Here is a 13,860-nt window from a genome sequence, read left to right as displayed (position 1 = left end):
ACTGCTCAGCATAGCGACCCGCGCCCCGTAGGCCATAGTTGCGTGGCCATAGACGGTGCGAGAGTCGCTAACGAGCAATCACTGTTCGCGGTTGTCTAGGCAAGGCGATCCGTTATAGAAGCGAGCAGAGCTTCCCATGCATCGACGAACTTGTCGACGCCCTCCTTCTCCAGCACTGCGAAGACATCGGCGAAGTCAATGCCAACTGCCTCCAGTTGTGACCACACCTGCTCTGCCTGCTCAGAAGAGCCACTGAGAGTATCGCCGTGCAGGTTTCCCTGCTCGAGGACGGCATCGATGGTCTTCTCTGGCATCGTGTTAACGGTATCCGGTCCGGCTAGCTCGGAAACATAGAGCGTGGCGGGGTAGTCGGGGTTCTTAACGCCCGTCGACGCCCACAGGGGGCGTTGCGGGTTCGCGCCAGATGGGAGGTCTTCGCCGCCCTCCTTGAACTCTTTGCGGTACAGGGCGTAGGCGCGCTGAGCGTTGGCCACGCCAGCCTTTCCACGCAAGGCAAGAGCCACGTCTGAGCCGTTCAGTTCTAGGCGCTTGTCTACTTCGGTATCCAAACGGGAGACGAAGAAGGATGCTACGGAGTGAATCGTGGAGACATCCTTGCCCGCCGCAGCGGCGCGCTTAATTCCCTCCTTATAAGCCGCAATGACCTGGGCATAGCGCTCGACGGAGAAGATGAGGGTGGCATTGACGGAGATGCCCTCGGCGAGGGCGTCGGAGATGGCGGGAAGGGAGCCATCGGTAGCTGGGATCTTGATCATGAGGTTGGGGCGCTCAACCTTGGCCCATAGCTCACGTGCCTGCTCCAAGGTAGCTTCCGCATCGGCGGAGATGCGGGGATCTACCTCGATGGAGACGCGGCCATCGCGGCCGCCCGACTTCTCGTAGATCTCGGTAAAGACGTCGCACGCGTTGCGGACATCGTCGATAGCCAGTGAATACACTGCTTCGTCCGCGGTAGCGGACTTTTCCTTCAGCACTGCGATATCGGAATCATAAGAGGTTCCGGAGGACATTGCGGCAGCAAAGATCGCGGGGTTCGTGGTGACACCCACGATGGACTTAGTGTCCAAGAGCTCACGGAGGTTGCCGGACTCCAGGCGCTCGCGGGAAAGATCATCGAGCCAAGTTGACGTCCCGAGGCGAGCCAGATCATCAATATGCGTCATGGTGTGGTGTAGGTCCTTTCGTGAGGGGAACTCGGAACGGGAGACTAATCTGCCTGCGCAGCGCTTAGTGCTTCGCGCGCGGCATCAGCAACGGCCTCGGCGGTGAAACCGAACTTCTCAAAGAGCTCTGCGGCAGGTGCGGAGGCACCGAAGTGCTCCAGAGACACGGTGCGGCCGAAGGAACCGGTGTACTTGTGCCACGGCATGGAGATACCGGCCTCGACGGAGACGCGAGCGCGGACCGAGGAGGGAAGGACGGAGTCGCGGTAGGAAGCATCCTGCTCATCGAACCACTCCAGGCACGGTGCGGAAACGACCCGGGTAGCAGTGCCTTCAGCCTCGAGCTGCTTGGCGGCTTCTACCGCGAGCTGCACCTCGGAGCCGGTGGCAAGAAGGATGACATCTGGGGTTTCCTTCGATGCCTCAACAAGGATGTAGGCGCCGCGGCGTACGCCTTCGGCCGCCTTTTCCTTGGTGCCCTCAAGCACTGGAAGGTTCTGGCGGGACAGCGCTAGTCCCTTCGGAGCGGCCTTGTACTCGAGTGCCGCCGCCCACGCCTGGGCCGTCTCGTTAGCATCGGCTGGGCGGATGACGGAGAGATTGGGGATGGCGCGCAGGGCAGCGAGCGTCTCTACCGGCTGGTGGGTGGGGCCGTCCTCGCCCAAGCCAATGGAATCGTGGGTCCACACGTAGTAGGTATCGGTAGACATGAGCGCACCGAGGCGCACGGCGGGGTACTGGTACTCAGAGAAAATAAGGAAGGTACCGCCGTAGACGCGGGTATTGCCGTGCAGCGCGATGCCGTTCATGATGGCGGACATAGCGTGCTCACGAATACCGAAGTGCAGGTTACGGCCATAAGGCGTGGCGGTCCAGGCATCCGTGGTGATGGATTCGGGGCCGAAGGACTCCGCGCCCTTGATCACCGTGTTATTGGAGCCTGCCAGGTCGGCGGAACCGCCCCACATCTCCGGCAGGGAGGCGGCAAGTGCTTGAATGGCGGCTTCAGAAGCCTTTCGCGTAGCCAGAGACTCGCCCGCTTCCCAGGTGGGAAGCTCGGCGGCGAAGTCAGCAGGAAGCTCGCGGGCCTGGAGGCGATCGAAGAGCTTCTTCTCCTCCGGGTTGGCCGCGGCCCACGCGTCGAACTTCTCCTGCCATTCAGCATGCTTCTGCGCACCGCGGTCAGTCAGCTCGCGGGTATGAGCGAGGACTTCCTCGTCGATGTGGAAGGACTGCGCAGGATCGAAGCCGAGGACCTCCTTGGTAGCAGCCACCTCGTCTTCACCGAGGGCGGCGCCGTGGACGCCACCGGTGTTCATTTTGTTCGGTGCCGGGTAACCGATCACCGTCTTCACGCGGATGAAGGAGGGACGGGAGGTTTCGGCGCGGGCAGCAGCAGCGGCCGCTTCGATGGCTTCTACGTCCTCACCGGACTCAACGGTTTGGACGTGCCAGCCATAAGCCTCATAGCGCTTGGCGACGTCCTCGTTGAAGGCAATGTTGGTGTCATCCTCGATAGAGATGCGGTTGTCATCCCAGAAGACGATGAGGTTGCCCAGCTTCTGAGTACCTGCCAGGGAGGAGGCCTCAGCAGTCACGCCCTCCTGCAGGTCACCATCAGAGGCGATGACATAGACGTAATGATCGAAGGGAGATTCTCCAGCTGGGGCGGAAGCGTCGAACAATCCACGCTCCTTGCGCGCGGCCATGGCCATACCAACAGCGGAAGCCAGGCCCTGGCCCAGCGGGCCGGTGGTGATTTCTACGCCGTCGGTGTGGTGAACCTCCGGGTGGCCGGGAGTCTTAGAACCCCACGTGCGCAAAGACTTGAGATCCTCCATCTCGAGGCCGAAGCCGCCGAGGAAGAGCTGGATGTACTGCGTCAGAGAAGAGTGCCCGACGGAGAGGACAAAGCGGTCGCGCCCCGCCCAGTGAACATCTGCTGGGTCGTGGTTGAGCACGCGCTGGTAGAGCGTGTAGGCCAGAGGCGCCAAGGACATGGCGGTACCGGGGTGGCCGGAGCCGCAGTTCTGAACGGCGTCGGCAGCGAGCACGCGGACGGTATCCACGGCGCGGGTGTCGAGGTCACTCCAGTCCGAAGGATAACGGCGCTGGACCATAGCCTGCAGTTCCGGGGACAACTTTTCGTGCGACACGGCGAAAACCTCACTTCGCTTCTGGAAACAGATATACCGTTAATCAGTGTAAAGGTTTTTCGATCTTCGGCGGGGGATTATATAAACCAGGTTTCGGGCGGTAGTCTGGCATGGTTGACGCCGTTGCTCCCCGCTATCGGCTCTGGCTGGCGAGTGCTTCGAAAAGAAAACCTCGACCGTGCCACACGCCTCTCGGGATGACTCGGGAACTTTTTAGCGCGAGCAGACGACCACTACTTCAGACCCATAAGCAATACACCCACGTGCCGGATATACGGAGGACTATTCCTTGGAGACCATCAAGGCCTATTTTGCGCTAACGAAACCGAGGATCATTGAGCTCCTCCTCGTGGCAGCAATCCCGGCTATGCTCCAGGCCCAGCGTGGATTCGAGGCAGTGTCCTCAAACTTCTGGCTCATCGTATCCACCATCTTCGGCGGATGGATGGGTGCCGCTGCGGCCCACACGTTCAACAACGTCGTGGATTATGAGATTGACCAGAAGATGCAGCGCACTCGTGCTCGGCCGCTGGTGCGCAAGACTATTTCGCGCCGGAATGCCGCCATTTTCGCTTGGGTCATGCTCGCACTATCCGTCTTTTGGCTGGGCGTGCTGGCGCATTCCTGGCTGGCGGCGTTCTTCGTGCTGTTGACCAACTTCTTTTATGTCATCGTCTACACGAAGTTCCTCAAGATGCGAAACTCCCAGAACATTGTCTGGGGCGGCCTAGCAGGCTGTATGCCCGCCATGGTGGGCTGGGCAGTTATCCGGGATAACGCGCCGGCAGGGGAGCCTGACCGCTGGTGGCAGGCCGTAGTGTTGTTCCTCATTATCTTCTTCTGGACCCCGCCTCATACGTGGGCGCTGGCGATGAAGTACAAGGAGGACTACCGCAAGGCCGGGGTGCCGATGTTGCCCGTCGTTGCCGGAGAAGTGGAAGTAACCCGGCAGATTGTGTGGTACACGGTCGGAACGGTTATCGTGACCTTCCTTATTATCCCGGCGGCCTCCTGGATCTACTTGGTGGCCGCGGTGGCCTCTGGTGCGGTCTTCCTCTGGATGGCAATCCGCCTCCACCAAGGGGTGAAGAAGGGCGCAAAGGTTAAACCCATGCGCCTCTTCATCTACTCCAATAACTATCTCTCAGTCCTCTTCATTGGACTGTCTATCGACGCTGTCGTGGGCTGGGAACCTATCGGGCGCATGCTGGGCTGGTCAGCCGCCCTCTTCTAACGAGGCGGCCTGCCAACCGGTACAGAAAACCCCCAACTATTTCTACCTAGCCCAGGGAGCTACTCCCTGGGCTAATCTTCTCTTACGCGTAGGACGATAGAGCCGGTGGTCTTGCGCTCTTGAAGGTCGCGGTGGGCTTGTGCGGCTTCGGCGAGGGGATACTCCGCGGAGACGCGGAAGTCGAGGTCGCCATCGATGACCGCCTGCACCACTGCCTGGGCGCGCATCTGGAACTCGCCTTCCTGGGAGGTCCAAGCGCCGAGTGAGGGGCGGGTGAGGAAGATGGAACCGTGCTTATTAAGCAGCTGCGGGTCCATCGGCGGGACGGGGCCCGACGCGGCGCCGAAAAGCGCGACCGTGCCGCGAGGGCGCACAACTTCTAGAGACTCATTGAAGGTGGCTTTGCCGACGCCGTCGTAAACCACGTCGACGCCGCGCCCGCCATTGTGTCGGCGCACCTGCTCGGCCAGGCCGCTGCTGTAGCGGAAGACGCAGTCTGCGCCCGCACCATAGGCCAACTCTTCCTTCTCATCCGTGGAGACCAGGGAATAGACGGTGGCGCCCAGGGACTTGGCCATCTGGGTGAGGATTAAGCCCACGCCGCCCGCACCGGCGGTAATGAGGCAGGATGCTCCTTCCCCTAGCTGGTAGACGCCGTGGGTGAGGTAGTGCGCCGTCATGCCCTGGAGGAGCATCGAACCGGCAACGGCAGAGGGAATTTCGTCGGGGACGGCCACCACGCGGTCGCGCGGCACACAGACCTGCTCGGCGTAGGAACCGAAGGCGTGATCCCAGGCCACCATCGTGCCCGGGGCAATCTCGCCCTGGGGGTCGTGCACCACGCGTCCGGTTCCTTCAAGGCCGATGATGAAGGGCACGGAGGCGTTGTAGATGCCTTCGCGGTAGTAGGTGTCGATGTAGTTGACACCGGCCACGGAGACGTCGACAAGCAGCTGCTCTTTCGTCGGCGTGGGGGAATCTACCTCGGCGTAGGTGAGGACCTCGGGTCCTCCGGTCGTGGTCACCTGAATAGCATGCATGGTGTCTAGGCTAAACGAAGCCGAGTCCTCCTCGCAGCAAAAAGCGCCGCCATCCTCACTTCCTGGTGAGAACGGCGGCGCTAGGAGTACCTGTTCTAGTGGCTTTGCTGGCTCCGGTGACTCTGCTTAGCCTTTGGCGGCGGGGACGGTCTCGTCACCGCGCTGGGCAGTGTTGGCAGTAGAGCCATCCTCGTTCTCGACGCGGCGCAAGCCATGCGCCCACAGCAGGGCGGTGAAGGCCGTGACCACTGAGGACATGCCTACGTGGAAAGGAACGGTCCAGCGCGGGATGTGGAGATAGAACTGGGTGACACCGATAGCCCATTGGATGACGATGCAGGCAATGAGCACCCAGCCGGCCTTCTTCGCCACCTTGGGAGCGCCGGTGCGGTGCAGGAGGAAGACCACGATGAGTGTCAGCGCTAAGTAGACGTACATGCAGACCGCGTGAATGATGGCCATGCCATAGGTGTCCACGCCGAGGCGGCCCTCCATGCCCACACCGGCATCACCGGAGTGGGTACCCGAGCCTGTCACAAAGGTGCCGGTTAGCAGAACGATGGACAGGGCTACAGTGGCCACCACCGCGAGGGTGCGCACTGCGGCGGGGAAGAGGCGAGTGGGAGTGCCGTCATCGGGCTCGTTAATGCGGGAGAAAAGCATGGCCGCGATCCATACCAGGACCATTGACGGAAGGAAGTGTATTGCCACACTCCACCAAGAAAGCTCCAGCACGACCGAGAGAGCGCCGATGAGTGCCTGCACGAAAACACCTGCGAGCCCTGCCCAGGCATAGACCTTGAGCTCCTTGCGGCGCTGCGCCTTGTGAACGACCACGATGCTGGCGATGGCCGCGGCTGCCACAACGAAGGTCAGCAGGCGGTTGCCGAACTCAATGGCCTGGTGGAGCATCGGGGCCGCGCCCTGGATGGGAACCAAGGAGCCAGGGTGGCAGTTAGGCCAGGTGACGCAACCAAGGCCGGAGCCGGTTACGCGCACGATGGAACCCGACACTGTAATGCCACCCTGGCAGACCAGGAGGATGAGCGCGACGATGCGCTGCGTCTTCACCGAGGGACCGGTGGACGGCGCAGCGGGCGCGGTGGAACGTTGAGGAGAGGAAATATTGGCGGTACTCACGGCTATTCAGCCTACCGCCCGGCCCCATCCGGGAACCAATATCGACGGGTGGGTCACACCATGCAAGGGAGAAGAATCACTTTTAGCCTTCGAAGCGGAACCAACGCACCGCAGCAAACGACGCCACCGCTGCCCACCCCACGAGGACAAGGAGCTCAATGCCCGGGAAGGAACCGTTGAGGGCGGTATCGAGACCAGCAGCCATGGCCACCGTGGGCACGAGGCTGAGTACCCCGTTATCGCCGAGGCCCTGGGAAAACATTGCCCATCCGACGGCACCGAGGAGGAGAAACCAAATTAGGTTGGCTACCGCCAGTACCACTTCAGAGCTGAAGGTTCCGCCCAGCAGCAGGCCTAAAGCTGTAAACGTGGCAACGCCTAACGCCAAGGTGAGCACGCCGATGGCAGCGCCCCCAACAGAAATTCGAAGGCCGAGAATAGCTGCGACGGTTCCGAGCACGAGGAGCTGCAGAACCACCATGGAGAGCACACCGAGAATCTTTCCCACCACGATGGCCCAGGCAGGAACGCCCGAAGCGCCGGTGCGTTTCAGAGCACCGTAGCGCCGATCGAAAGCCAGAGAAATAGCCTGGCCGGTAAAACCAGACGAGGTAGCGGCCACAGCGAGCACCATGGGGAAAACCTCATCCACACCATGCCCGGTAGTATCCTTCAGCTTCGCAGCACCGATCAGAATAGCGAGCGGAATAATGATGCTCAGCAACTGTTGCTCGCCGTGCCGCAGCATCAGCTTGGATTCGATAGCCCCTTGGGCACGCGCCATGGCCGCCACGCCGACGCGCTGCGGGTGCGGGCTAAAAGTGCCGGGTGCGAAGGTGCTCATGGAGCGTCTCCTTGATCAAAGAACGTGATGAAAGAATCGTGGTGGAAAGCAGCAGCGCTTCTAACTGCGCATCTCGCGGCCGGTGAGGTCCAAGAAGACTTCTTCGAGGTTGCGGTGCGACGTATGCAGGTTGCGGAGGACAACGTTTTGCGCGGCCAAACCCGTGGCGAGATCAGCGATAACGGCTGGACTGACCGTAGAGGTGAGCCGGTAGTGCAAGGGTCGAATGGCCTCGGCGGAGATCCCTTCCTCGCGCAAGGCCTCCAGGTCCACCGGGGTTGCGGTGTCAAAGTTCAGCTGCGGGATGTCGGTTGTCTCCGTTAGTGAAGCTGCGGTGCCGCTGGCGACGAGCCGACCGTGATCGATGATGACGACATGGTCGCTGAGCGCTTCCGCCTCGTCCATGAGATGAGTAGTCAAGATGACGGTGACGCCGTCGGCCCGCAAAGAGCGAATAAGGTCCCAGACGGCAAGACGCGATTGGGCATCCATGCCTGCGGTGGGCTCATCGAGGAAGACCAATTCGGGGCGCCCAATGATGGCCAGGGCGAGAGAGAGACGTTGTTGTTGCCCACCGGACAAACGTCGGTAGCTATTCTTTGCCACTCCGCGCAGCCCGAAGGTATCCAGAAGCCACTCCGGGTCCAAAGGATTTTCGTTATAGGAGGCGCTGAGTTCGAGCATCTCCTTGACCTTGATGCCGGAGTAGGAGCCCCCGCCCTGGAGCATGATGCCGATGCGGGAGCGCACTGCATCAGGGTTGCGTGCGGGGTCAAGGCCTAAGACTTCAATGTGGCCGGAAGTGGGCTTTTTGAAGCCTTCACACATCTCGATGGTGGTTGTCTTTCCTGCACCGTTAGGCCCCAGCAAACACAGGATCTCGCCATAATTGGCGCGGAAACTCAGCCCGTTAACTGCGTTGACGTCGCCATAGGTCTTAATGACGTTATCTAATACAAGAGCTGATGTAGTCACGGAGCCTTAGTCTAGGACACGGACGCCTGAGCGGCGCAATGCAACCCACCCCACAGCGGCGAGCGCGAGGAACGTCACCAAGGCAGCAAGGTAGATGACGAATACCGTCCCGGGAGGAAGCCCGAGCCCGCGGGGCAGGACGATAAAGCTCATCAACCCGGAATAGATCATGACGGCCATGCGGAAGAAGCGGCGGTTAGCCCACGCGGCGAGCGGCAGTACAGCCCACAGGATGTACCAGGGTTGGACAACGGGGAAAAACACCACGAGCACAAAGGTGGATACTCCCAGACCACCCACTGGATGGATTGCGCCGCGGTAGGTGGCAAACAGCATGCGGATCATGAAACCCCCGGCGATAATGACGCCCACGGTACGTGTGACGCTGAGGATGGCCTCGGTGTGATCACCCAAACCCAGCAGCATCCCCAGGGAGCCGGCGCCGACACCCACGGAGGTAGTCGCGGACAGCCAAGAACGGATCGTTGCTGCGCCGCCCTGACCAAAAATCCAGCCTATGTCGATCCCCGTGATGACAGTGACAGCGGCGATGGACGCTGCGAGCACCAGCAATTGGGTCACGCCAGCGCCAAGCACCGCCCGCACTGGTGGGATGCCGTGCTTGTCGACGCGACTGCGCGCCGCCGCCATGCCAACAAAACCTAGGCCAATGAAGCCGGTCACCTTGACCATGCCCGCGCAGGAAATAAGGACACCCGAGGCCAGAAACAAAGCCCATACGCGCCAGCAGGCGGAGTGCTTATCATTAACCGCTCGCAGGCCCAGCTCTACGCCGACGAGAGCCAACCCCAGCATGAAGGATTCATTGTGGATTCCGCCGACGAGGTGGAGGATGGTCAAGGGGTTAAGGATGCCCAGCCACAGCGCCGCTTCGGGGGATACGCGGCACCGGGTAGCAAGCCGTGCAATGGCCCAGCCGGCAGCGATGATGCCGAAAAGAGAAAACACGCGGTGCAGCACCACACCCCAGATGATGGAATCGTTAGTCAGCCAGCTTACGACAGCTGCCAAGCCTAAGGCCACAGGGCCATAGGGCGAAGGGGAGTTTGCCCAAATGAAGGGGACGGACCGGGCAAGGTCATTATCCGCGCCCAAAAGTTGCACGGGGCCCGCGGAATAGGGATCGAGCCCTTGAAGCACGATGGAGCCGTTGGCGAGATAAGAGTAGATGTCTTGGGTAAACAGCGGCGCGGTGACGAGCAAGGGGAGAACCCACCCCAACCACGTTCGCCACATCTGACTTTGGGTGACTACTCGCGGGGAGTGGCTAAACCGCGGATCTTCGCTAGGTGTCGAGCCTGTACTTGCGCTTGCCGAGTTCTTACGCAGGCGCAGCGGCGCCCCCACCAACGGGGCCATGCATACCCAGGCCGTCACCATGAATCCGACACCAATAAAGACAAGGGCGGATGCTGATTGCAGCATGCGCGTCATGAGCGAGCCAAAAGGCAATGACTCATAAGGATTCCCCACGACGGGCAGGGCACCGGCACCCAGGCCGCCGAGTGCAATTAATAACGCTCCAATGGTTCCGAGCCATCTCAGGCTAAAAAGTGTGCGCAGTTGGGCAATGGTGCGGCGGTGAACGTCGCCAAGCGCTGCGTGGTCCGCGCCTTCGGTGGAGTCGGGAAAATCCTGGTGGAGGAGCGCGGAGCGGGATCCCGGTACTCCCATGCGGGGGAGTTCATCGCGCACGCCCCAGATGACTCGGTGCAATCGCCCCGATTGGGTGTAGCCGCGCTCGATATTCATGCCTGTTTACCTTAGTCGCTCGTTGGTGAGAAGCGACTAGGTGTCCGCGACACGAATGAAAGAGTGGAAATCGGGAATGAATTAAGGAACACTAGTGTTGTCTAAAGGGAGAATGTTTCATTCAAGGAGGTGTACACCGTGACGAAGGAGTTGCCAAGGGAAACTCGCTCTACAGAGGGCGATACCCGCAGACACGTCATGCTGTTGCTTCTCAAGGATGGCCCGGTAACGGCGTCGTATTTGGGTGAACGTCTCGGTCTCTCTGCAGCCGGCATTCGTCGGCACTTAGACATTCTGGTGGAGGAAGGCCTCACCGAGGTGGTGCACCGCCGCCCGTCAGCCCGTCCTGGGCAGACGGCAGGCCGTGGTCGCCCCGCCAAGCATTTCCGCCTCACCGATCAGGGCCGCGCTCAATTCGGGCACGCCTATGATCAATTGGCGGCGGAAGCGCTCACTGCTTTGCGCGAAGCGGGTGGTCCGGAGGCGGTTCGCCACTTCGCTAAGGCCCGCTTCGAGCGTCTCGTGGAAGACGTGACACCTTTGGTAGAGGATGAAGAGTCTGTCCCAGAGGTAGCACGCCGCTTGGCTGAAGTGCTTGATGCACATGGCTATGCGGCCACGGTGACGTCGGTGGGCAACGGAGTACAGATTTGCCAGCACCATTGCCCGGTCGCCCACGTGGCCGCCGAGCACCCGGAGTTGTGTGAAGCTGAACAGGAAGTTTTCTCCGCATTATTAGGCAAACATGTGCAGCCCTTGGCCTCCATCGCGGATGGCCATGGAATCTGCACCACGAATATCCCCTTAACTCCCGTTCCACTATCTTCGGCGGAACGGGAGGAGAACTGATCGAACTAGAAAGGAGCGGGCTTTGACACAGGCACAACCAGCACCCGGGCTTGAGACCAAGATGAGCGATGACGAGATCATCTCCTCCATCGGTGGCTATGAGTACGGCTGGCGTGATTCCGACGAAGCCGGCCAGGCAGCACACCGCGGTTTGAGCGAGGATGTCGTCCGCGATATCTCGAAGAAGAAGAACGAGCCGGAATGGATGCTCGAGTCCCGCCTCAAGGCGCTGCGTGTATTCAACAAGAAGCCGGTTCCGACGTGGGGCCCGGATCTCTCCGGAATCGATTTCGACAATATTAAGTACTTTGTCCGCTCCACCGAGAAGCAGGCCCAGACCTGGGACGACCTGCCGGACGACATTAAAGAGACCTACGACAAGCTGGGTATTCCGGACGCCGAAAAGAAGCGTCTTGTCTCTGGCGTTGCCGCGCAGTATGAGTCCGAGGTGGTTTACCACAAGATCCGTGAGGACCTCGAGGCTCAGGGCGTTATCTTCGTTGATACCGACACCGCCGTGCGCGAATACCCGGAGATCCTTCAGGAGTACTTCGGCACTGTTATTCCGGCCGGTGACAACAAGTTCTCCGCGCTGAATAACGCGTGCTGGTCCGGCGGTTCCTTCGTGTACGTCCCGAAGGGCGTCCACGTAGATATTCCGCTGCAGGCCTACTTCCGTATTAACACCGAAAACATGGGCCAGTTCGAGCGCACCCTCATCATCGTGGAGGAGGGCGCCTACGTTCACTACATCGAGGGCTGCACCGCGCCGATCTACAACTCGGATTCGCTGCACACCGGTGTTATTGAGATCATCGTGAAGAAGGGTGGCCGCTGCCGCTACACCACCATTCAAAACTGGTCCACCAACGTCTACAACCTGGTGACCCAGCGCGCCAAGGTCGAAGAGGGCGGCACCATGGAATGGGTCGATGGCAACATCGGCTCCAAGGTGACCATGAAGTACCCGTCCTGCTGGTTGACCGGCGAGCACGCCAAGGGCGAGGTTCTCTCCCTGGCTTTCGCGGCGGACAACCAGGTACAGGACACTGGTTCCAAGATGGTCCACATGGCACCGAACACCTCCTCCAACATCGTCTCCAAGTCCGTGGCCCGCAACGGCGGCCGCGCGGCTTACCGTGGTTTGGTGCAGGTTAACGCCAACGCTGCCAACTCCACAGCCAACGTCGAGTGTGACGCCCTCCTGGTGGATAACAACTCGCGTTCGGATACCTACCCGTACAACGACATCCGCAATGATCACGTCACCTTGGGCCACGAGGCAACGGTCTCCCAGGTCTCTGAGGAGCAGCTGTTCTACCTCATGTCGCGAGGCATCGCTGAGGAAGAGGCCATGGCGATGATTGTGCGCGGCTTCGTCGAGCCGATTGCTAAGGAGCTCCCCATGGAATATGCGCTGGAGCTGAACCGTCTTATCGAGCTGCAGATGGAAGGATCGGTGGGCTAAGTGGTAGCTTCCAACGAATTTAATCCTGCTGACGTCACCAAGGGTGACCAGTTCACCTCATTCAATGTGGAGGATTTCCCGGTTCCGCACGGCCGCGACGAAGTCTGGCGCTTCATCGCGCTGCGCAACCTGCGTGGTCTGCACAACGGCGAGTTCGCACCGGCTACGGCGCAGAAGATCGACGTCGTGGCGCCGGAAGGCGTGACCTCCGAAACCGTTGCGCCTGACGACGATCGCCTAGGCACCGCTGGCGCTCCTGCCGACCGTGTTGCTGCACAGGCGTGGTCCTCGATGCCGGAGGCACAGGTCGTTACGGTCGACGCGGAAGCACGACTGGAGAAGCCGGTGGAGATTACCATCACCGGTGCTGGTGAGGGCGTGACTTCCTTTGGTGCAACCTCCATCCACGTGGGCCACCACGCAGAGGCCACCATCGTGCTTAAGTACGTTGGCTCCGGCACCCACGCGGACAATGTTGAGTTCGTGCTTGGCGACGGCTCCCAGGTCACCGTCGTCGTTGACGCTGACTGGGAAGACGATGCAGTGCACCTGTCCCACCAGATTGCAAAGGTGGGCCGGGACGCCGTACTGCGCCACAACACCGCCATCTTTGGCGGCGAGATTGTGCGCCTCGCTCCGCGCGTGGTTTTCGATGCTCCCGGCGGCGATGCCGAACTGCTCGGCGTCTACTTTGCTGATGCCGGCCAGTACTTTGAGAACCGCCTGCTGGTGGACCACGACGTGCCGAACTGCCGTTCCCGCGTGTTCTACAAGGGCGCTCTGCAGGGTGCAACGGCTGCGCAGAAGGCCGATGCCGGCTCCGCTTCCCGCACCCCGGAGGCCCGCACCTGCTGGGTCGGTGACGTGCTCATCCGCAAGAATGCGAACAACACGGACACCTATGAGACGAACAACAACCTGATCCTCACCGAGGGTGCGCGTGCTGACGCCATCCCGAACCTGGAGATCCAGACCGGTGAGATCGTCGGTGCTGGCCACGCCGCAACGGTGGGTCGCTTCGATGACCTCGAGCTGTTCTACCTCATGTCCCGCGGTATCCCTGCCGCCGAGGCACGCCGCCTCATCATCCGCGGCTTCTTCTCTGAAGTCATTTCCCGCATCCCGGTCGAGTCCCTGCGCGAGGATCTGGAATCCCGCGTCGTCGACGAGCTCGCCAAGATCAACGCTTAAAACTTT

11 protein-coding genes are annotated in these 13,860 nt (G+C 60.9%); 4 read left to right on the top strand and 7 right to left on the bottom strand.

Annotation, left to right across the window (positions count from 1 at the left end):
- Positions 1-95: 95 nt before the first annotated feature.
- Both tal and tkt read right to left on the bottom strand, forming a co-directional pair.
- Positions 96-1,184 (bottom strand): transaldolase, encoded by a 1,089-nt coding sequence (gene tal, locus HMPREF2537_RS09905; RefSeq protein ID WP_070528422.1) that lies wholly within the window; start codon positions 1,182-1,184, stop codon positions 96-98.
- A gap of 44 nt (positions 1,185-1,228) precedes the next feature.
- A complete protein-coding gene (tkt, locus tag HMPREF2537_RS09900) occupies positions 1,229-3,304 on the bottom strand; it encodes a transketolase (protein ID WP_210383655.1) in 2,076 nt (691 codons plus the stop codon).
- A 325-nt stretch (positions 3,305-3,629) separates the two neighbouring features.
- Here tkt and HMPREF2537_RS09895 point away from each other — a divergent pair, with 325 nt between their 5' ends.
- Positions 3,630-4,574, top strand: a complete 945-nt coding sequence (locus HMPREF2537_RS09895) for a heme o synthase (protein ID WP_070528416.1) — start codon at positions 3,630-3,632, stop codon at positions 4,572-4,574.
- Between the two features lie 71 nt (positions 4,575-4,645).
- Here HMPREF2537_RS09895 and HMPREF2537_RS09890 read toward each other — a convergent pair whose 3' ends face one another.
- The 5 genes from HMPREF2537_RS09890 to mptB form a co-directional block, all read right to left on the bottom strand.
- Complete coding sequence (locus tag HMPREF2537_RS09890; RefSeq protein WP_070528413.1) at positions 4,646-5,614, bottom strand: quinone oxidoreductase family protein; 969 nt, start codon at positions 5,612-5,614, stop codon at positions 4,646-4,648.
- 126 nt (positions 5,615-5,740) lie between these two features.
- Positions 5,741-6,754 carry a COX15/CtaA family protein gene (locus HMPREF2537_RS09885; protein WP_070528410.1) on the bottom strand — a complete coding sequence of 338 codons (1,014 nt, stop codon included), beginning with the start codon at positions 6,752-6,754 and terminating at the stop codon, positions 5,741-5,743.
- Between the two features lie 82 nt (positions 6,755-6,836).
- On the bottom strand, positions 6,837-7,598 hold the full coding sequence (locus HMPREF2537_RS09880; RefSeq protein ID WP_070528407.1) for an ABC transporter permease: 762 nt from the start codon (positions 7,596-7,598) through the stop codon (positions 6,837-6,839).
- 60 nt (positions 7,599-7,658) lie between these two features.
- A complete protein-coding gene (locus HMPREF2537_RS09875; protein ID WP_070528398.1) occupies positions 7,659-8,573 on the bottom strand; it encodes an ABC transporter ATP-binding protein in 915 nt (304 codons plus the stop codon).
- A gap of 6 nt (positions 8,574-8,579) precedes the next feature.
- A complete protein-coding gene (gene mptB / locus HMPREF2537_RS09870; RefSeq protein ID WP_070528395.1) occupies positions 8,580-10,346 on the bottom strand; it encodes a polyprenol phosphomannose-dependent alpha 1,6 mannosyltransferase MptB in 1,767 nt (588 codons plus the stop codon).
- 138 nt (positions 10,347-10,484) lie between these two features.
- Here mptB and HMPREF2537_RS09865 point away from each other — a divergent pair, with 138 nt between their 5' ends.
- The 3 genes from HMPREF2537_RS09865 (at position 10,485) to sufD (ending at position 13,854) form a co-directional block, all read left to right on the top strand.
- Positions 10,485-11,195, top strand: coding sequence for a helix-turn-helix transcriptional regulator (locus HMPREF2537_RS09865; protein ID WP_070528392.1), 711 nt, complete (start codon positions 10,485-10,487; stop codon positions 11,193-11,195).
- A gap of 61 nt (positions 11,196-11,256) precedes the next feature.
- Positions 11,257-12,663 (top strand): Fe-S cluster assembly protein SufB, encoded by a 1,407-nt coding sequence (sufB, locus tag HMPREF2537_RS09860; protein ID WP_141761398.1) that lies wholly within the window; start codon positions 11,257-11,259, stop codon positions 12,661-12,663.
- Positions 12,664-13,854, top strand: coding sequence for a Fe-S cluster assembly protein SufD (gene sufD / locus HMPREF2537_RS09855; RefSeq protein WP_070528386.1), 1,191 nt, complete (start codon positions 12,664-12,666; stop codon positions 13,852-13,854). It abuts the gene before it with no gap.
- Positions 13,855-13,860: the final 6 nt, after the last annotated feature.

Origin of the sequence: Corynebacterium sp. HMSC074E01 (assembly GCF_001808885.1) — a bacterium.
Taxonomy (GTDB): Bacteria; Actinomycetota; Actinomycetes; order Mycobacteriales; family Mycobacteriaceae; genus Corynebacterium.
This window is presented reverse-complemented; position numbering and strand designations above follow the sequence as displayed.